This is a genomic window from Acidisphaera sp. S103 (assembly GCF_009765975.1).
In the GTDB taxonomy this organism is placed as follows: Bacteria; Pseudomonadota; Alphaproteobacteria; order Acetobacterales; family Acetobacteraceae; genus Rhodopila.
The window spans coordinates 243,419-263,815 of the sequence record NZ_LMUJ01000101.1 but is presented as its reverse complement, the minus strand read 5'-3'; the positions used below and the strand labels follow the sequence as shown (position 1 = coordinate 263,815).

Here is a 20,397-nt window from a genome sequence, read left to right as displayed (position 1 = left end):
GTGCCATCCCGACTTCGCCTATTTTAAATTGGCAAGAAGTGCTCTGGCCAACTTCAGGTCGGCGGTCTCGAATCCTTCAGTGAAGCGATCGTACACCGGCTGAAGGTGGGCGATGGCATCATCGAAACGGTGCTGGTCCCGCAGCAGTTGGGCAAGGCTCATGGCGACGCGCAGTTGCCAGGAAAGCGCATTCTGCCTCTTCGCCCAATCGAGTGCCTGATGGAAGCAAAGCTCAGCTTTGACGGCGGCTCCCGGTGTGCCTTGAAGGGACACAAGTTCGCCTTTGACACGCAGCAACTCGGCGATGACCCAGCCCTCTTCACTCCGTTCGGAGCGCTCGATCGCATCATCGATTACGCCCAATCCTTCGGGGATCTGGCCGGCACGCCCGAGCGCCCCGGCCAACTCGCCGAGGAAAATGAGCACCCGATAACCGGCGAATGCAGTCCCGAACTGGTCGAACCCGCCGCGAAGCAGCGGCAACGCACCCCGTACATCGCCTCGCCGGATGGAGAGCACACCCTGGTACGCCATCCCAAAAGCACGCCAGAGGGAGAGCCCGTGCCGGGTCGCGTAGTCGCGCAGAAGATCGATATACTGTTCGGCCGCCTCCAAATCGCCGACCCAGAGCGCGATCGGACATGCGGCGATCGCGAGCGAGTGGCACAGGGAATTCGCGTGATCAGCCGCTCGCGCCTGTTCGACAAGGCCCGTGACGACCTGGATCGCTTGGTCCGGAAAGCCCTGCAACCAGAGGATCCGTCCGAGAAACGCCCGCGCGCCCGATCGTTGGGCGATCTGAAAGCGAATGATGCGCCGCCCGGTATCATCCATAACGTCATTGGCGATCACCCGTTCGATGTGATGCCGCGCGGTATTCTGATCACCCAGATAGTGGGATGAGACGGCGATCATTCGCTCGCCAAGCAGTCGATCGGCCGCCGTCGGCGCCACCGCAAAGAACTGTCGTGCCAGGGTGAGAGCCTCTCGCTCCTTCAGTAGCCACAAACCCCAGAGCGACCGCAATTGATGTTCGACGTCGTCAAGGATTTCGGCGAGCTGAAGCGCCCTGGCCCAGGCCGCTTCGATATCGGAAACGGCACCGCCGACCCAGGCCCGAGCTGCGCCCAGCGCCGCGTGGAGTTTCATCTCCAGGCGCGTGTCCTCGCTCGCACCGGCGGCGAGCGCGGCGATGGCCCGCTCGACCGGACCTCGACACTCCTCCAGCAGCGATAGATGCATCCATAGCGGGATCGCAGCTGCCGTGAGTGCGATGCCGAGCGATGCGTCTCCGCCAGGCGAAAATGCCCAGTCGATCGCCATGCGTAAATTGTCGATCTGCCGGCCATACTCCGAAAGCAATTCCGCTGTGGGTCGGGAGTCCCAATAGGCTTCGGCTTGCTCGAACAAGGCACGGTAATAGTCCGCGTGACGCCGTGCCAGTTCTCCGCGTTCGCCGCTTTCATCGAGTTTCTCGCGCGCGTAAGACCGCATTGTATCGAGCAGCCGATAGCGCATGGTGGTGCCGTCGGCCTCTGCCACAACAAGCGACTTCGCCACCAGTCTGGAAAGATCGTCGACGACCTGTGACGGCATGTCCTCCGGGCCCGCCACGACCGCACAAGCGGCCATTAGGCTAAAGCTGCCCGCGAAGATCGAGAGGCGGCGAAGGATGACACGTTCGGACGCGACGAGCAGATCGTGGCTCCAATCAAGTGTCGCTCGCAACGTGCGATGACGCAGCATGGCAGTGCGACGCCCGCCAGTCAGCAGCGCGAAGCGATCGCGCAGGCCATCGGCCACCAGCTCGATACCAAACGTAGTGGCGCGGGCGGCCGCGAGTTCGATGGCGAGCGGTATGCCGTCGAGCTGCCGGCAGATTGTGCCGATCGCCGGTAGCGCCCCGGGGTCCAAGGAAAACTCCGAGTTCATCGCCGTCGCTCGGGCGATGAACAGTTCCACCGCACTGTGATCGAGAATAAGGTCCGCTCGATCCAGACCAGGCGCCGGGACGTCGAGCGGTGGCAGGCGATAGACGAACTCGCCATCGACCCGTAAGGCCTCGCGGCTTGTCGCCAGGATCGTGGCATGAGGGCATAGGCGCACGAGCATCTCGACCAGCGTCGCCGCCGCGTCGATGACGTGTTCGCAATTATCCAGCACGAGCAGAAGCTGCCGGCTGCCGATGTCTCGTGCGATGACTTCCGCGGAAATCCTTTCACTCCCCGGTTTCAATCCAAGCGCATGCGCCACCGCGGACGGCACAAGATCGGGATCAGACAGCGACGCCAGCTCGACAAGCCAACCACCGCCGGAAAAATCGCCAAGGACGCGACGTGCGGTCTTCAGCGCCAAGGTCGTCTTGCCGATTCCACCGGAACCGGTCACGGTCACAATGCGATAGGCGGACATCAGGTCCCGCAACCGCATGACGGCCGCCGATCGACCGACCAACCGCGTGACGGTCGCGGGAAAGTTGGTTATCGGTGTGTCGCCGGTCACCGTTATTGGCCGCAGACCGACCGGAGGCTGTGCGACATCCTGCCGCCGGACAGTCCAGTTCCCGAGCAGGCGGTACCCGCGGCCAGAATCGGTCTTCAGCAACGTGCGATACGGACCGAATGCCTTGCGAATTGCCGCCGCGTGAACGGCGAGCGTGTTGTCGCCAACAATCGCGCCCGGCCAAATCAGGCCCATCAACTGACCTTTGGTCACAAGTTCGCCCGCTGATCTGGCCAGAGCCGCGACGATTTCGAACGCCCGCCCACCGACCAGTACCGGTGATCCGTGAATCCGCAGTTCGCGACGAGCAATGTCGATCTCGCACGCGAATGGAGCGTCAATTGATCGCTGGATTGCCTCGGGCATATCTACTGTAAAGCTAATCGTTCCCGGGCAGTTCGTCAAAACCTGGACTGTATGCCGTCACCTGACCGCGTATCAGTACAGTCGCTCTTTGGGCCAGGTCCGTATTGAAGATCATCGAGCGGTCGGTCACGGCAAGATCGTCTAGAGCGCTTACAAGCTGACTGTGAACAGTCAGTGCGCTCTAACTCTTTGTTTTATCGCGTGATTTAGCCCTGTTGGCGTTTCGCCCAGGGCGACCACGCTCTAGCATCGTCACGATAACGTCGTTCTGGATCGGTATCTATCCTGCAGTCGCTCGCCTGGCGGAAGACTATATGCCGGAGAGCGTGTATTCGATTCCGCGGCGATGCGGCTTAAATCCTGGCGGTGTAACACCAAGCATCGATTCAGGTTGTTTCGCTTTTGGGCTGCAATGTCCCCCGCCGAACCCGGCGTTTCCTCTAGGAACGGAAGAAAAAACGGATGACCGATCTCACGCCTGTTCTTCATGCCAAGGCAATCGACTTGGGGCGGCTCGCGATCCGAGCCACCACGGCGGCGGGCAGCGGCCATCCGACGACGGCGCTGTCGCTCGCGCACATCGTCGCGGTGCTGATGTACCGCGTGATGCGCTGGACGCCGGCCGATCCCGGCAACCCCGGGTCCGACCGGCTGGTCCTGAGCGAGGGGCACGCGGTGCCGATCCTGTATGCCGCGTGCACCGATCTCGGCGTCGTGTTCGGGCCCGATGGCAAGCATCGGGCGATGACGGAGAGCGACCTCATGACGCTCCGCGAGATCGGGTCGCCGATCGACGGCCATCCCAATCCGGTGCTTGGCTTTCCATTCTTCGACGCTGCGACGGGGTCACTGGGCCAGGGTTTGTCGGTGGCGGCGGGGCTTGGATGCGCAGCGCGGGTCGATGGCCTGCCGAAGCGCATCTTCTGCATCATCGGCGACGGTGAGTCGCGCGAAGGACAGATCTGGGAAGCGATGGATTTCTGCGCCGACCAGCGCCTGGGCGGGGTGGTCGCCATCTTCAACTGCAACACGCTGGGCCAGAGCGACTATGTCTCGTCGGCGCAGGACTGGGAGCACCTCGCGGCGAAGGCTGCGGCATTCGGCGCTCGGGTCGAAATCATCGACGGCCACGATCCGGCGGCGATCGAACGCGCGCTTCGCATCACGGAGGATGGGCGGCCGCTCGCGGTGATCGCGCGCACCGTCAAGGGATGGGGCGTCCCAAGCCTCGGCGGCCCCGGCCATCACGGCACACCGGTGAAATCCGAGGCGCTGGCGGGCGTGCTCGCCGAGCTTGACGCGACGGCGCGTCGTCTGGGCGTCGCCGATATCGGGGCGCAGGACTTCGCCGCGCTCAAGATCGCGCCGCCCGTTGCGGCGCCGGCGGCGCGCGCTGCCCCACAGGTGCCGATGGGCTTCGGCGCGGCGCTGGCCAAGCACCCGGCGTTGGCGTTGGCGAAGAAGCTTTCGCCGCGCCGCGCCTATGGCATGGCGCTCGCGGCGCTCGGCGACGCCAACGAAGCGGTGGTGGCACTCGACGCCGACGTGAAGAATTCGACCTACGCCGAAACCTTCGCCAAGGCGCATCCCGACCGCTATTTCGAAGGGCGCATCGCGGAGCAGAACATGGTGTCCGCGGCGGCCGGATTGGCTGCCGCCGGTAAGATCGCGTTCGTGAGCACGTTCGGCCGCTTTCTTGAGCGCGCCTTCGACCAAATCGAGATGGCGATCATCGGCGGGGCGCGCATCAAGCTGGTCGGCACGCATGTCGGCGTGACGCTCGCGGCCGACGGGCCGAGCCAGATGGCTTTAGCGGACGTCGCTTTCGCGCGCGCGCTCGCGCACGTAACGGACGCCAAGGGCCGATCGCTGGTGGTGCTGACGCCCTCGGACGCCGTCAGCGCCTATAAGCTCGTGCTGGCGATGGCGGAGTATGACGGCCCGGCTTATCTGCGTGCGGTCCGTGGCGATCTGGCGATACTCTATCGCGACGACGAGCAATTTCCGCTGGGCGGCTCGAAGGTGGTGCGCCGGCCGGTCGAAGCGCCTGCGGTCGTGCTGGCGGCGTCGGGCTATCTCGTCCATTCCTGCCTCGACGCGGCCGAGGTGCTCGCGCAGCGCGGCGTCGCCGCGGCGGTGGTTGACGCCTACGCCCTGCCGCTCGATGCCGAACCGATTCTGGAAATGGCGCGGGCCGCCCGCGCGGCGGTCCTCGCAGTCGAGGACAACTACGTGGGCGGCCTCGGCAGCGAGTTGGCCGAGGCGTCGGCCGCGCTTGCCGCACCGGTTACGGTGGAAAGTCTCGGGGTGCGGCGCATCCCGAAGAGCGGCCGCACCCCCGCGGACGTGCTCGATTATGTCGGTTTGTCGGTGCCGGAGATCGTCGCCGCGGCTGAGCGGCTGGCACGCCGACAGCGGAGTCCGCACGAGAGAAACGGATCCGTATAGGCAACATCACACGACGCGTTACCACAAACCCGATCCCAGACTTTTGACGTCATTTAGGAGAACCCAAATGAGCTTGATCGAACGTGCAATCGTGGCAAGCCGCAAGACAGCGGAGCACCATGATCCTTCACTGGCAAACAAGCCAGCTCCGAAAATAGCGATCCTCACTTGCATGGACCCCCGCCTGAACCAACTGCTCGAATGGCTGGATATCAAACCCGCCGAAGCGGATGTGATTCGGAATGTCGGAACGGCGGCAACGGAAGATGTTGTGCGGTCGCTGATGTTTTCGATTCACGTCCTGGGCGTGAAAGAGGTCATGCTTGTCGGGCACACCGGCTGCGGAATGGAAATGTTTTCTGAGGAAGAGTTCGAGAACCACCTCCACAAACAATGCGGCGTGTGGGCAGTAACGCCCGCTAAATTCCATTTCTATTCCGACGTGAATCGGGCGACGCAGAAGCAGGTATTGAAACTCAGGTCGCACCCGTGGATTCCTTCGAAGGTGGTCGTTCGTGGATTTGTTTTCGATCTGTCGACGGGTGAATTGAGGGAGGTAACGTCGAAGGACTAACGTAGTCGATTATCTTGATAGCGGTGCGGCATCACGGGAAACGGCAAACAGCACGATTAAAACCGCCAACAATCACCAGTAACCCCATCCGAGGGAGGTTTCCGTGACGCTCGATCCGCTATTCCTGTCGCGTCTGCAATGGGCGTGGGTGATCGGCTGGCATATCCTGCTGCCGGCCTTCACCGTCGGCATGGCCTCTTATATCGCGGTCCTCGAAGGTCTATATTTCTTCTCTCGTAACGAGATATGGTTGCGCATATCTCTGTTCTGGACGCGCATTTTCTCGGTCGCGTTCGGCATGGGTGTGGTGACGGGCATCGTCATGCCTTTCCAGTTCGGCACCAACTGGTCGCGCTTTTCCGATGCGACCGCCAATGTCCTCTCTCCCATGTTGGCTTATGAGGACATAATGGCGTTCTTCCTGGAGGCAAGCTTCCTCGGTGTGCTCTTGTTCGGTCGCCGCCTGGTGCCACGCTGGGCGCATTTTCTGTCTGCCTGCATGGTCGCACTCGGCACGCTGATGTCGTCGTTCTGGATCCTTGCCGCCAATAGCTGGATGCAGACCCCCGCCGGATACGTCGTTCGAGATGGGCGGTTCTTCCCGGTCGACTGGCTGGCGATCGTTTTCAACCCGTCCTTCCCCTATCGGCTCGCCCATAACGTTACGGCATTCTACGTAACAACAGGCTTCGTCGTGCTTGGCGTCGGGGCTACGTTGGTGCGGCGCCGCATCTCTATCGTCGAGGCACAGCGCATGATGCTCATGGCGTTTGGCTTTCTTGCCCTCTTCGTCCCACTGCAGATCTTTCTCGGCGACCTGCAAGGCCTGAACACCAGGGAGCACCAGCCCGCCAAGCTCGCCGCGATCGAGGGCAGGTGGCAGACCGCCGCGCCCGCGCCGCTCACGTTATTCGGTATCCCTGATCCGGCCCGGCAACGCATGGACGATGCGATCGAGGTCCCCTATCTCGGCAGCCTGATCCTGACGCACTCGCTCGATGGCAGGGTCCAAGGCCTCAGCGATTTTCCGGCCGACCAGCGGCCACCTGTCGCGCCGGTGTTCTTTGCGTTCCGCGTGATGGTGGGTATTGGCCTCGCGATGCTCGGCATTGTCGCCTTTGGCTGGTGGCTGCGCCTTCGGGGACGCCTGTTTGACACCGGCTGGTTCCTGCGCCTTTGCCAATGGTCGGCGCCCCTTGGCTTCATCGCCGTGCTCGCCGGCTGGACGGTGACCGAGGTCGGGCGTCAGCCCTGGACAGTTTACGGTGCGTTGCGCACGGCGAATTCGGTCTCGCCCTCACTCACTGGACCCGACGTCGCCTGGTCGCTGCTTGCCTACATGATCGTCTATTTGGCGATGTATCCCGCGGGATTTGCGGTGATCGCGCGAATGGTGCGGCAGGGCTGCACCGGTGCCGAGGTACCGCGGCCCGCGATTGCGGCGCCGCAGCCGACGATCTCGTTCCCAACACCGGCGGAGTAACAGACATGGGCGACGCGTCAATCGACCTCGTGCCGATCTGGACTGCGATTATCGCGCTCGGCGTGTTTTTCTACGTGCTGCTCGACGGCTTCGATCTCGGCGTCGGCATCCTGCACGGCTTCGCGCCGGAGGCGGACCGCGACACGGTGATGAATGCCATCGCACCGGTGTGGGATGGCAACGAGACCTGGCTCATCCTCGGCGCGCTGGCGCTGCTGGCGGTGTTTCCGCTTGCCTTTGCGATCATCATCCCGGCGGTCTACTTTCCGGTATTGCTGATGTTGTTGGCTTTGGTGTTTCGTGGCGTTGCCTTCGAATTCCGCTTCCGCCAGCCCCGGATCGCGCGCTTCTGGTCGCGCGGCTTCTGCGCCGGTTCTGTCATTGCGACATTCGCTCAGGGGAGTGTCCTCGGCGCCTTCGTCCAGGGATTCAGTGTTCGGGACCGAGCCTTTGTGGGTTCTTCGTGGGACTGGTTTACGCCGTTTTCGATGCTGACGGGGATTGCACTGATACTGGGTTACGGGCTTCTCGGGGCTGGCTGGCTGATCATCAAGACCGAGGGTGGGTTGCAAGCCTGGGCACGGCGCGCGGGACGGTTTTGCCTTGGCGGCGTCGTCGTGGCGATTGTTGTCGTCAGCCTGTGGACGCCGCTCCTCGATCCCGCAATCGCCCAACGCTGGTTTTCGCTACCCAACCTGATCCTGTTTGCGCCGGTTCCTGTCCTGACCGCGGTGATCGCGTGGCTGGCGTGGCGCGCATTGGCCGGCTGGGGCGGCGATGCCGCGGCATTCCTGGCGGCGATCGGCCTGTTTCTGATGTCCTATCTTGGCATCGCCATCAGCCTGTGGCCGATGATTGTGCCGGGACACTACACGCTGTGGCAGGCAGCTTCGTCACCGGGCACGCAGGCCTTCCTGCTGATCGGGACGTTGCTGCTTTTGCCGGTTATTCTCATGTATACAGCCTGGTCATACTGGGTGTTCCGCGGAAAGGTGAGAGGCGATGTTGGATACCTGTAGCGCCGCGCAATGGTAAACGGCCGGTGTGGCTGTTCTGGTATGGTTGGATTTTCTGATGAGTGGTCTCAAAGTCGCCTGTCGAGACCCCAAAAGTCGCCAGCTCTGGTAGGTCTGAGTGGCGCCAATCGCCCGTGATCGACTGTAAAATGTCCTGCTTTGTGGATCGGCGAAGAATTCTTCCGCCATAAGCTTGCCGTTCGACCGGTCCTCGATGACCCGTTGGCGGCAGCGCATGGGCGAAGAGAAGCTGATCTCACCGTTGCAAGAAAGTCTGCATCGGCCACCCTAGGCGATGCAGCCAAACACTGTCGATGACTACCGTGAACGAAGGCTTTGCACTTGCTTGCCGATTCCCGCTAACCACCACCGCCGCCGGTAAATTCGTCACGGCACCAATTGGGGTCTGCATATCCGCTCTGACATGGAATGGGAGCGCAAGCAGTCACCGCAAGCGCCAATGTGGTGGCGATAGAAAATAGCGCCAATATTCTGGCAATTGAGCTCCGGTTCTTATTCCTGTGACAAAACACCCAGATATCCCTAAAGCGGATCGATGTGTTTGGAGTTTGCTCTACGGCGGCTGGAAGAATGCTCAAGGAATTAGTCTTTCTAAAAGTTCTGTCAAGCGGCCCGAGTGGCGGTGTATTGTTTATTGTGCTGTTTCTGCACTGTCGTCTCACCACTCGGCGTTGTCTGGGCGACGGCAGGGGATGCCAATTGCGAGCCAGCAGCCACCAACGTATAGGAGAAGTTGAAACTCCTCACGATACTCTTCCGTCACAAAGGTTATCGGCAAAGTTGCGCTTCATCGGTGCGAACATATGCTTGCGCTGTGAGTTGCAGATAGAATGAGCATCGCGCGATTTGTATAATTATGTGCCTTTGTGCGGCTGAGTCTTTTTCGAACAGCGCGTATCCGGTCACTTGATCACCTGACGCGAAAACCGCAGCGGGGCTTTGCGATCCCGCGAGCCGCCCGAGGTCCTAAGACACCATCCGAGATGAGTCCTTCTTCCATTGGCGTGGTGAGCGTCTGGTTGACGTTGTCGTGAGCCACATGTTCAATTTCCAATCGGACTGAGAAGCGCAACCGCGGATATTGGGTATGACCGATGAGGAAATTCGTGCGGTTTACGCCTCTGGTGAGTGCGAGATCGACATTGCCAGACGCGAACTTCGCGTTCGCGGTTCGCCCGTTCCCGTGGGTGGGCGGGCGTTTGAGATTATTGAGGTTCTAGCGCGGTCGGCTGGCGAACTCGTCACCAAGGACGACCTGATGAATCGCATCTGGCCGGGTGCGATCGTGATGGAAAACACGCTGCAGGTTCATGCGGCGGCCATCCGCAAGGCACTCGGTCCATATCGGACGTTGCTGAAGACCGAGTCCGGCCGCGGTTATCGTTTGCTGGGTGACTGGGCTGCCCGGCGGCACGTTGCGGCGAGGCCGCCCAATGGTCTTCAGCGGATGCGGGTCAACGGCGAATCGCCGGTGACCAACTTTCCGGTGACGGTCACGCGCCTGATCGGCCGATCGACGGCGATCGCGCGGTTGCGGGACCTTATGTCCGCCTATCGCGTGGTGACGCTAACGGGACCTGGCGGCATTGGTAAAACCACGTTGGCGCTGAAGGTCGCCCGGCGACTCGTCGGTGAGTTCGCCGATGGCGGATGGCTTGTCGAACTGGCGTCGCTGTCTGACCCCGCCCTTGTGCCGTCCGCGGTGGCCAGCACGCTGAAGCTGGGTCTCGGGTCCGGCAGCGTTACGCCCGAGGCCGTTGCCCGTGCCGTCGGCGATAGGAAGCTGCTGCTGGTCCTCGACAATTGCGAGCATCTGATTGAGGTGGTGGCGACGCTGACCGAAACGTTCCTGCGGTTCTGTCCGTATACGACAATTGTAGTGACGAGCCGCGAAATCCTGCGGATCCAGGGCGAGTGTGTCTTTCGCGTGATGCCGCTTGATGTGCCGATGATCGAGCACACGCAGTCGGCGGAGATTTTCGGGCAAGGCGCGGCAGAGCTTTTCCTTACCCGTGCCGCAGAGTTCGGTGCGGATTTTTCGTCGAACAGTGCTTATCCGCCGATGATCGCGGCGATTTGCCGCCATCTTGACGGCATCCCTCTTGCCATCGAGTTTGCCGCGGCCCGAGCGGCGACGTTGGGCGTGGAAGAGGTCGCGAGCGGATTGCATGATCGTTTCGCGTTGCTGACAAGTGGGCGCCGTACCGCGCTGCCCAGGCATCGGACGCTGCGCGCGACACTCGACTGGAGCTATCAACTGTTGAGTGAGGCGGAGCGGGACATGCTGCGCCGCCTCGCGATCTTTGCCGGCCCGTTTTCGCTCGATGCCGCCTGTGCCGTGGCGGTGGAGGGGGCGAGCAACATTGAAGTCGCCGACGGCATCGCGGACCTGGTGAGTAAGTCGCTGGTTATCCGAGGGGCCGATGCCGTGACGGCTGAATTTCGCCTGCTCGAAACCACGCGCGTCTATGCGCTGGATCGACTGAAGGAAAGCGGCGCTTTTGACGACGTAGCCCGTCGTCATGCGGCGTATTTCCTGGCGTTGCTTGGAAACCTCCATCAGGAACGGCGGTCAAAGCCTCAGGATGACTATCTGGCCGCGTCCCGCCGCCGCGCCGATGAGGTGCATGCGGCGTTGGAATGGGCGTTCTCCACCCGGGGGGACAGTGCTATCGGATTGGCGCTGACGGTCGCGGCCGTGCCTTTGTGGTTCGAGCTGTTTCAGATGCCGACCGCCCGCGGTCGCGTGGAACAGGCGCTTCCGCATGCCGAGGCGGGTTCAGATGACGAGATGCGGCTGCGCATCGCATTTGGCCACGGGCTTTGGTATGGGACCCCGGACAATGCCGCCGTCGAGGCGACGTTCACCCGCGCGCTCGACATCGCAGAGCGCATCGGTTCGACCGCGGGCCGGATGCAGGCATTGTGGGGGATGTGGGCGTCGCGGCGCGGCCAGGCCGACTATCCGGCCGCGCTGGAACTCGCGCGCCGATACGCGGATGCGGCCGAAGATGCGGGCGACGTCGGCGCTATCCATCTCGGTCACCGCATCCTTGGGCTGACCCATCATTTTCTCGGTCACCTTCCGGCGGCTCGGGAATTCGCGGAACGCGCATTGAGCCAGCCGCATCACTTCGACCCGACCCTGGACCTTGGGTATCAGGCCGAGACCCCGGTGGCGATAGGGGCGCTGTTGGCCCGCATTCTGTGGTTGGGGGGCTTTCCGGATCAGGCGGCGGACGCGGCGGCGCAGGCGGTGGCGGCTGCCCGGAATACCGGGAATTTGTTTGGCATTTTCTATGCCGTGGTTTTCGCCGGACTCCCGATCGCGCTATGGACCGGCGACCTGGAATCGGCTCTGTACCGGATCGATCTGTTGGACGAATATGCGGCGGCTAACCGGCGCGTGGAGGAATTGAGGACTTGCTTCGCCCGAGCGCTGGGGCTGCGTGAGGGCAATGAAGGTGAGGCGCTGGTCGCTTCGTTCATCGAGTCGCGGGTGGACCAGGTTTCGGTTCCCCCGTTCGCCGATCTGGCGTTCGACGCAAACATTCCGGTGCCGTTGCCGGGCGAGGAACACCTGGACAGATTGTGGAACACGCCGGAGTTGCTGCGCGTCGATGCTGCGTTGCTGCTGTGGCACGACGCGCCCGGTGCCGTTACGGCCGCGGAAGAGAGGCTGCTGCGCGCGCTGGAGGTCGCCAGGGGGCAGTCGGCGCTGTCGTGGGAACTTCGCGCCGCCATGGATCTCGCGCAGGTGTGGCAGCGCCAGGGGCGGGTCGCGGAGGCACATGACCTGCTGGTCTCGACATACGGGAAATTCACCGAGGGTTTCGGTACCAGCGACCTGGTTCGCGCGCGAAGCCTGATCGAGGCGCTTGAGTCAACCCGTCCACGGCCAGGCTGAAGGACCCGCCGTCGGTCATCCGCGGATCACACGCACCGCCTTCAGCGCGATCTCCCGCAGTTCGCCACGGGGGACACCGGCGCGGGCACGGATAGCGATGGTGTGCAGCGTGGCGGACGCAAGCACCGCGAGTGCCGCGGGATCGGCATCATCTCGCAGTTCGCCCCTCTCGCGCGCCATGCGGAAGCGCGCTTCGAAATCAGCATCCAGCGCACGCAGTCCGTCGGCGAGGGCACTTCGGATCTCGGCATCCTCGACCGCCTCGGTCGTTGCGGTTCCGATCGCGAAGCACCCGCGCGGCGGGCCGTCACCCGAGAAGTAAATCGCCAGTTGTCCGTCGTAGACACGCATCAGCGCCGCGTCCAACGTCTGCTCACCGTCCGCCAGCGCCTCCCGCACCGCGACAAGGCTGAACTGCCAATACCGCTCGAGCGCCTTGAGGTACAGCGCGTGCTTGTCGCCGAAGGCCGCATAGAGACTCGGCCGGTTCATGCCTGTCGCGGCACTGATCTCGTCGAGCGATGTGCTGGAATAGCCGCTCCTCCAGAACCTTTCGGCCGCCTGCTGCAGTGCTGCCTGCGGATCGTACGCGCGTGGCCGGCCCCGGCGCCTCGGCTCCGCATCCTCATTTTGTACCATGTCGAATAAAACCCTTGACGGAACGCTCAGACGATCATATTTATGCGATACGATACAAAATTCAATGGTCATGAGGCCAGTCATGCAAACCGACTTCGCACGGGACGGATTCCAGCCGCTGGATATGCCAAAGCAAGTCAGCGTTGGACAATCGTCGCCAGGACCAGGACGCTAAAGTCACTGCGGCCCGCTACAGTCTTCAACGGCCATGAGGCCCCACCATGCAATCCTCTTACATATCACCCGGCTCCTCGATGACGTCAGATATCGCGATGCACGCAGGTGACGCCGGGCACCTCGCCGATGTCGATGCCGAGGTGAGCCGAACGGTCGATCGTCCCGCGCCGATCGACCGTGCCCACGTGCCCGGGAAGACGTTGCGGGAACGGCTGCGTCGTCCATTATTGATGCTCTTTCCGATCCTGCTGGCCGCCGTCGGCGCTACCTACTATCTCGCGCAGGAGCCTTATGTCTCGACCGACGATGCCTTTGTCCGCGCGGCGAAGGAGTCGATCAACGCTCGGGTTGCCGGCCAGGTGGTCGATATCGCGGTCAAGGACAATCAGCGTGTTCAGAAGGGCCAGTTGCTGTTCCAGGTCGATCCGGACCCGTACCAGATTGCGGTCGAGCAGGCCGAGGCGCGGCTGAACAGCGCGCGGCTGCAGATCAACCAGCTTAAGGCTACCTATCGCCAGCATCTGGCCGAACTGCAATCGGCAAGCGCCACCGCGGACTTCGACGAGCGTGAGTATGGGCGACGGAGAGCGCTCGTCACAGACGGTTGGACGCCACGCGAGGTCTATGACCGAGCCGATATGGATCTCAAGGTCGCTCGGCAGCAGATTGCATCGGTCGGGCAGCAGATCGCCAACACTGTGGTTGCACTGAACGGGGACCCGAACATAGAGGTCGATCGTCACCCGACGGTCCGAGCTGCGAAGGCGCAACTGGACAAGGCACGGCTCGATCTGTCCTACGCGACGGTGGTGGCGCCCGACGACGGCATCGTGGCGAGAGTCGATGATTTGCAAGTCGGCGACTTCGTCAATCCTGGCGCCCCCGTGTTCTCCATGATGTCGACCCGGCGCATCTGGGTCGAGGCGAATTTCCGCGAAACCGGACTGACCCACATGCGTCCGGCTCAAGAGGCGGCCATCGATGTGGACGCTTATCCGAACCACACCTTCAAGGCCCATATCGTCAGCATGAGTCCCGGCACCGGATCGGATTTCGCGGTCCTGCCGCCGGAGAATGCGACCGGCAATTGGGTCAAGGTCGTTCAGCGTCTGCCGGTACGTCTCGAACTTGACAAGTTCGATCCGAACCGGCCGCTGTTCTCGGGCATCAGTGTCACCGTGCAGGTCGACACCGACTGTCGCCGTACCTGGCGCCATCTGTTCCGGCTGGTGTGCGCGGCAGAGGTGGCCGAATGAGCGCTACGGTCGCATCGAGCGCGGCAGCCGACGGCCATCGCACGATCATCGTTGCGGCACTGATGGCGACGTACCTGCAGGCGGTCACCATCTCGCTGCCCAATGCAGCCCTGCTATATATCCAAGGCACGCTGTCGATGTCCGACGACGAAGTCGGTTGGATATTCACGTCGTATCTCGCGGCAAGCATGATCACCATGCCGATGACGCGCTGGCTTGCGGGCCGCTACGGCCGAAAATCCGTCTTTCAGATCTCAATCGCAATCTTTGCCCTCGGCCTTGTGCTTGCGACACGTGCGACGACCCCGCTGCAATTTATCGCCGCGCGCGTCATCCAAGGCGGTGCGAGCGGTCCAATCGGTCCGCTGTCGATAGCGATCCTGCTCGATGTCGTGTCGCCTGCGCGGCACGCCCGCATAAACCTGGTGGCGGCTGTGACCCTGTTGGTCGGCCTCCTCAGCGGTCCCACCATCGGCGGCTGGTTCAGCGAATATCACGACTGGCAATCGATCTTCTATATTGCCCTGCCAGTGGCGGGGTTCATCTTCCTGGCCATGGCGCTCTCTTTGCCGGAGAAGCGGCCAGCGCAGGCCCCGCCCTTCGATTTCTTTGGCCTGACAACATTCTCATTGGGCATCATCGGGTTGCAGATGCTGCTTGATCGCGGCGAGCGCATGGAGTGGTTTGACTCGGCCGAGATCTGGGTAGAGGCGTCTGCATCGGCGCTGGGCTTCGGTCTGTTTTTCGTACACGTGCTGACCGCCAAAACTCATTTCCTCGATAAAGCATTGTTCAAGGACCGCAACTTTGTGATTTCGGCGATGATGTACTTCGCGTTCGGCTTCGTCCTGTTGCCGACGATCGCCCTGACGTCGCCGATGCTGGACGAGCTGCTCAACTACCCGGCGGACACCACCGGCTATATGGCAATTCCGCGCAGCCTCACACTGGTGGGGGCGATGATCCTGGCGGCACGTGCTCCGGCTCGGATCGACAACCGGCTACTCCTGGCGGGCGGAATGGCCCTGGTCATCTACGGCAACTGGCGGATGCTCGGTTATTCACCCGAGATGGACTGGCGGGCCGTTATCAATGCCGGCATGGTCCAAGGCACGGGCCTGGGTATCTTGCTGCCGACGCTTACCAAGACGGCGTTCAGCACGCTGGATCCGACACTTCGCCCGGAAGGCACCGCCCTGTTCAATCTGTCGCGCCTCTATGGCAGTACGATCGGCATCGCGGTGGTCTTGATTTCCTTCTACGACAATACCCAAGCCATGCATCTCGCGTTGGCGAAGGACCTTGCGCCCTACCGCGCCGCCGCTCATGTCACGGGTTCGATCGCCGCACCGCGGCTGGCTATGCTCAACGACATGATCACCGGTCAGGCGGCTTTGATCGGGATCATCGATCAGTTCAAGGTCATGATGATCCCAATGTTGATCTTGAGCCCGCTTGTGCTGTTTCTGCGCAAACCGAAGCCGGCGAACTGAATACCTGCATTGAGATGCGAACGCACCATCGAGCCCGTCCGAGGCACATGCGACGGCCGGCTTCGGACAAAGGAGTATGAACATGGCAACCCCCGATACGCTACGCTATACAAGGATTCCTCTTACCCATGGATCTGGCGCGATGCCCGCCGTCGGGTTTGGCACGCTGATACCCGATCCTCTTGCAACCAAACAAGCGACCAGGATCGCGCTGGAAGCGGGATTTCGACATTTCGATTGCGCTGAACGGTATCGCAATGAAGAAGCGGTTGGTGATGCGCTGCGGGCAGCGTTCGGGGAGGGGACGGCCCGGCGGGAGGACGTCTTCATCACGACAAAGCTATGGAACACCAATCATCGTCCTGAGCGGGTCAAGCCCGCCTTTGACGCGAGCCGCCGGCGGCTGCAAATCGACTATATCGACTGCTATCTCATTCATACCCCTTTTGCTTTTCAACCCGGCGACGATCAGGACCCGAGAGACGAGCTTGGTGAGGTAATCTATGATCCCGGGGTCACATTGGTCGAGACGTGGCGGGCGCTCGAGCGCCTCGTGGACGACGGCCAGTGCAAGTCGATCGGACTATCCGATATCACCTTGGAGAAGCTACGGGAGATCGTTGCGGTTGCACGGATCAAACCCGCGGTGGTGCAAGTCGAGTCCCATCCCTATCTCCCCGAATGGGAGCTGCTCGACTTCTGTCGGGAGCACGGGATTATACTGCTGGCGTTCGCGGCGTTGGGACACAGCCTGGATCCGAAAGTGCTGGAAGATCCTGTGATCACAACGATCGCACAGCGTGTCCACAAGACGCCTGCTCAGGTTGCGCTGGCCTGGGCTGTACAACGCGGCACCGCTTTCCTGACCACCTCGACCCAACCTCACCGTATTAAGGAAAGCTTCGAGATTTCGGGCCTGGCGGAAGACGCCATGCAGGAGATTCGGGACAGCATAACGACGAACGTCCGGTTTAATACTGTGGTGCGAACCGGTGTGCCTGGCTTTATTCCTCGGGCCAACTGAACTGGGTCGGCATTGAACGTCCGACCCGGCGTTGGGCCTTGGCGGAGCGGCCGGGAAGCTTTGCCGGCCTGTGCCTGAGGGTCGTCGTGTGCGGCCGATCAAGGGCCCGTTGCGTGGGTCCGCCGCCAGGCGCCCGGGGTGGTTCCAGTGACCTGACGAAAGCACTTGCAGAGATGTGCCTGGTCCAGGAGACCGCACGCGAGCGCGATTTGGCTTAAGCTTTCGCGGGTCGTCATCATTAATGTCTGCGCTCGTTCGATTCTGGTTCTGACGATGTAAGCATGCGGAGATGCATCGAAGCTATATTTAAAGCAACGAGAGAAATAGCTGATACTGAGTGAAACGATTTTTGCCAGATCACCGACCAGAATAGACCCTTCAAGCCGATTTTCGACGTAGGCCTGGATCTTGCGTTTTTGCCAAGGTGCCAATCCGCCCCGCGCAGGGCGGGATACCTGATTGAGCTGGCTTGCGAGAACCGCCTTCAGGCGCCCAGCCGCTTCCGTCGCTATATCCAAATCATAATTCAATGCCGCCCGCACATCTTCAAGCAGTCGATCCACTTCGACCGCCAAGAGATCTCCAGCGCGCGATGGTCTTACGGCAATGCGCTCGATAGATGCGTGTTCAACGAACGCGCCTTGATATGGGATTGTGGCTTGAGATGGGCTGGTCACGCCATGGAACTGAAGTTGTGCGCTCATGATACACCCCGAATTGCTTTCAGATCTTTGGCACCACCAAAGATTTTGCCTTACACTCTACTGAGCTAAATCTAAGGACCATGGAGGCGCGAGCGAATACGCGCTGTCCGATAGACACCCTTCCGTGCTCCGGTCGAGTGGCGGTTTTTGGATCGCCCGCGTCCATCACCCGCCACGCATCGAGGCGTGAGACTGGAGGACCGCAAATCCTAAAAAATGCTTCTATTTTTTGCAGGTCGATAGGCGCGTCTTACGTTGCGCGGCTACCCGTGACCCGGCCCGGGGGAGGGGGGCGACAAGCTGGGCCCATAGTTTCGACTAAAATGATCGTACATCGGTTGCCATCAACGCGATAACGATGAGCGTGCCGGCTTATGTTCAATCGCACGACCGGAAGTGGCTGTCGTTTGCATGCTGGAGCGAGGTGACAACTCGGTTCCTTATCTCGCTCGGTGCGAGGCTCAGGCGGAGGACAGGCTGTGCGATGATCATGTTGGGTGAAGACAGCGACGAGCTGCTGACCCCTTCGTGCTGCCTTCGTCCGCTCCGCCTTTTTGATCAGCAGACATTATCGCTGCTTCGCGGCCGATCCGCTGGCTGTGACAGGGGCCGGCCAAGAGCAACCCTGGGTCGATTGCTTTTGCGCGCTCGCTTAATTTGGACGTGCCCTGCGTGTGCTGCTTATACCAAGCCTTGGCATCCGCGTCCCAACCCTTTGGATCGGAGAACTTCTTGTAGGCATCGCTGGCTGGCCAGATTGTCGAGGAGCCATCGCCGTCGGCATGCGGTTGTAGTACCGTCATCGGGGTGTTTGGTGTAGTTTGTATAATAGTCGATACGACAACAACTATGGTCGCAGCCATCAAAAAGAGTGTGTTCTCATGACTTCTCATGATGGATCTCCTGATCTAACGGTTTCAGGTCGAGGTGCCTGTTGCCAGCATCGAGATGTAATAAGCCCCAGTCGGACATGTGAATAATAGGACGGATGTATCGGAATTGCTGCGAATTGTACCCTTCTATTCCATCTGGCAGGCTCAACGAACTGTGTCCGGTAGGCCGGTCAGAAGAGGGGAGGGCACCCCACCATCCCCTGCGGATCCTTGCAGTGCGCCAAGGCCGGTAAACCAATAACTATTCCTGAAGTGGGATATCGATTTCGGCTACAGTGCCTCCACCTCGCGCTGACCGATACATCACTTCCGATTGTAAAAGATCCGCGAGATCATTGATGACACCGCACCGTGCGGAATGATGCTGTGCGCTATCGAACAGGCCGCAACCGTCGTCTGTCACGGCCAGGCGCGCCACATCGTTATTCAGCCGATCGATTCGGAGCATCATGTGACCCGCGGGACGATTTTCGAACGCATGCAGAAGGCTGTTTATGACGAGTTCGCTCGCTATCAGGACCAGCGCGCGGTGCTGAAAAGCGGGAAGTGTAAGTCGCTCGACAGAAGTCACCAAGGTGATATGGCTAACGCCCGGTGCAAACAATTCAACAAGGTTGCGGGCGACGTCTCGTACTGTTCGAGAGCAGGCTCGCGGTTCCTCGTTATGGACGATCATCAAGGAGTCGAAGATCGAGGCAAGGTCAACACCGAGCTTGTCTTCGAATCCCAGGGGATCCGGAGGCTTATTTCGTCGGGGGGCTTTCCGCTCGAGGCGCGCCACAAGCCTGACCATGCTATAGGCCCGATGCAGTGCCTCGGTTGCCCAGATCGGCCGAAGTACCGGGGGCCCGCCGCAAAAGGTTGGCGATGCTGCGGCGAGCAATATGCCAAGCAGCCTCACGCGTTGGCGGGAGATGCTGGCCGCCGTGGCGGCGATATCCTCAAACTGAGACGTTGCTACCGGGTTGGCCGCTATGTGGCCAACGTCACCGTCGAAATACCGGAGAGCGCTTGATCGAAGGTTGCGAGGCGGAGAGCCACCGATATGGTTTTGCGTGACCGCGAAATCGCCATCGCTCTTTCGAAATACGTCATGTGTTCGGCCCGACATGATAATATCCATCGCGACGTCTCCAATTTTATGTGAATATCTGTTCGGAATCAAAGATGCTCCGATTTTGGCCGATTCTATTGGACCGTCCGATCGGGCTTGGTCTAATCGGCTAGTTCCCAAGCTGCCCGACGTGTCGGCCGAGACGATTTTCCACATCGCCGGGTCGATGGAAGCCCAACGCCATCAACCTGTTGATCCGTTTCTGGCTGGCCGGTCGGTGCAACGAAGCAAGAAACGCGTCCCATTCCGGTACGATTTCAGCATCCGAAGGCAGACTCGCGACATCGACCAGGCGCTTCGTTTCCGCAATCGCCTGTTTGTCGAATGACGCGATCCTGACGGCCAACGCATCGACGAAATCATCAAGTTCGGCGTCGGGTAGCGAGCGGTTCACGTAACCGTAGAGTTCGGCGAGATCGCCGTCGATATCGTCCGCTCCTAGCAGCACCTCCAGTGCCCGGCCGCGTCCCATCAGCCGTGGTAACCTCGCCATCGGTCCACCGCCGGGCACCAGCCCGGCACCAACTTCCCACTGCGATAAAATGGCCTTCTCCCGGCTCGCGAAACGCATGTCGCTGGCGAGGGCAAGCTCGCTTCCGACCCCCGTCGCACGCCCTCGGATTAGTGAAATCGAAACGACCGGACAACGGCTGAGGCGTGCCAGCAGGTCTGGCAAAGCCTGCAGACCCGTTGCCCCCACCGGCAGGGCGGTCGATTTCTCGAGCGGCGCAAGGAAATCGTAGTGCGTCAAAAAGAATCCCTCAACCGCACTGTCGAAAA

Annotated in this window: 14 protein-coding genes and 1 pseudogene; 8 read left to right on the top strand and 7 right to left on the bottom strand. The window is 61.3% G+C overall.

The genetic code is table 11. The annotated features are described in order from the left end of the window. Nucleotides 1–18 precede the first annotated feature (18 nt). Nucleotides 19–2,412, bottom strand: coding sequence for a hypothetical protein (locus GSQ89_RS33700; RefSeq protein WP_254073491.1), 2,394 nt, complete (start codon nucleotides 2,410–2,412; stop codon nucleotides 19–21). A gap of 168 nt (nucleotides 2,413–2,580) precedes the next feature. Continuing rightward, nucleotides 2,581–2,868, bottom strand: a pseudogene (locus GSQ89_RS40400) (transcriptional regulator); the annotation flags it as partial. A 462-nt stretch (nucleotides 2,869–3,330) separates the two neighbouring features. Between GSQ89_RS40400 and GSQ89_RS33695 the strand changes: the two are divergent. The 5 genes from GSQ89_RS33695 (at nucleotide 3,331) to GSQ89_RS33675 (ending at nucleotide 12,317) form a co-directional block, all read left to right on the top strand. After that, nucleotides 3,331–5,316, top strand: a complete 1,986-nt coding sequence (locus tag GSQ89_RS33695; protein ID WP_158932473.1) for a transketolase — start codon at nucleotides 3,331–3,333, stop codon at nucleotides 5,314–5,316. 67 nt (nucleotides 5,317–5,383) lie between these two features. Beyond that, on the top strand, nucleotides 5,384–5,890 hold the full coding sequence (locus tag GSQ89_RS33690; RefSeq protein ID WP_158932472.1) for a carbonic anhydrase: 507 nt from the start codon (nucleotides 5,384–5,386) through the stop codon (nucleotides 5,888–5,890). A 103-nt stretch (nucleotides 5,891–5,993) separates the two neighbouring features. After that, on the top strand, nucleotides 5,994–7,373 hold the full coding sequence (locus tag GSQ89_RS33685) for a cytochrome ubiquinol oxidase subunit I (protein ID WP_158932471.1): 1,380 nt from the start codon (nucleotides 5,994–5,996) through the stop codon (nucleotides 7,371–7,373). Nucleotides 7,374–7,378: 5 nt separating this feature from the next. Beyond that, nucleotides 7,379–8,392 (top strand): cytochrome d ubiquinol oxidase subunit II, encoded by a 1,014-nt coding sequence (locus tag GSQ89_RS33680; RefSeq protein WP_158932470.1) that lies wholly within the window; start codon nucleotides 7,379–7,381, stop codon nucleotides 8,390–8,392. Nucleotides 8,393–9,497: 1,105 nt separating this feature from the next. Next, nucleotides 9,498–12,317 (top strand): winged helix-turn-helix domain-containing protein, encoded by a 2,820-nt coding sequence (locus GSQ89_RS33675; RefSeq protein WP_158932469.1) that lies wholly within the window; start codon nucleotides 9,498–9,500, stop codon nucleotides 12,315–12,317. Nucleotides 12,318–12,332: 15 nt separating this feature from the next. On the opposite strand, the gene GSQ89_RS33670 is transcribed toward GSQ89_RS33675, so the two are convergent. Next, the gene (locus GSQ89_RS33670) at nucleotides 12,333–12,956 is read right to left on the bottom strand and encodes a TetR/AcrR family transcriptional regulator (protein WP_158932468.1); all 624 of its coding nucleotides are present in this window, start codon (nucleotides 12,954–12,956) and stop codon (nucleotides 12,333–12,335) included. 221 nt (nucleotides 12,957–13,177) lie between these two features. Here GSQ89_RS33670 and GSQ89_RS33665 point away from each other — a divergent pair, with 221 nt between their 5' ends. From GSQ89_RS33665 to GSQ89_RS33655, 3 genes are all read left to right on the top strand, one after another. Beyond that, a complete protein-coding gene (locus GSQ89_RS33665) occupies nucleotides 13,178–14,389 on the top strand; it encodes an HlyD family secretion protein (protein ID WP_254073490.1) in 1,212 nt (403 codons plus the stop codon). Then, the gene (locus GSQ89_RS33660) at nucleotides 14,386–15,882 is read left to right on the top strand and encodes a DHA2 family efflux MFS transporter permease subunit (RefSeq protein WP_158932467.1); all 1,497 of its coding nucleotides are present in this window, start codon (nucleotides 14,386–14,388) and stop codon (nucleotides 15,880–15,882) included. The genes GSQ89_RS33665 and GSQ89_RS33660 overlap by 4 nt, the downstream gene beginning before the upstream one ends. A gap of 82 nt (nucleotides 15,883–15,964) precedes the next feature. Next, the gene (locus GSQ89_RS33655) at nucleotides 15,965–16,906 is read left to right on the top strand and encodes an aldo/keto reductase (RefSeq protein ID WP_158932466.1); all 942 of its coding nucleotides are present in this window, start codon (nucleotides 15,965–15,967) and stop codon (nucleotides 16,904–16,906) included. A gap of 98 nt (nucleotides 16,907–17,004) precedes the next feature. Here GSQ89_RS33655 and GSQ89_RS33650 read toward each other — a convergent pair whose 3' ends face one another. The 4 genes from GSQ89_RS33650 to GSQ89_RS33635 all read right to left on the bottom strand — a co-directional run. Then, nucleotides 17,005–17,610, bottom strand: a complete 606-nt coding sequence (locus GSQ89_RS33650; RefSeq protein ID WP_158932465.1) for a helix-turn-helix domain-containing protein — start codon at nucleotides 17,608–17,610, stop codon at nucleotides 17,005–17,007. Nucleotides 17,611–18,098: 488 nt separating this feature from the next. Continuing rightward, the gene (locus GSQ89_RS33645) at nucleotides 18,099–18,503 is read right to left on the bottom strand and encodes a hypothetical protein (protein ID WP_158932464.1); all 405 of its coding nucleotides are present in this window, start codon (nucleotides 18,501–18,503) and stop codon (nucleotides 18,099–18,101) included. 241 nt (nucleotides 18,504–18,744) lie between these two features. After that, a complete protein-coding gene (locus GSQ89_RS33640; protein ID WP_158932463.1) occupies nucleotides 18,745–19,626 on the bottom strand; it encodes a hypothetical protein in 882 nt (293 codons plus the stop codon). A 100-nt stretch (nucleotides 19,627–19,726) separates the two neighbouring features. Then, a partial coding sequence (locus tag GSQ89_RS33635; RefSeq protein ID WP_158932462.1) for an enoyl-CoA hydratase/isomerase family protein occupies nucleotides 19,727–20,397 on the bottom strand: 671 nt, incomplete at its 5' end.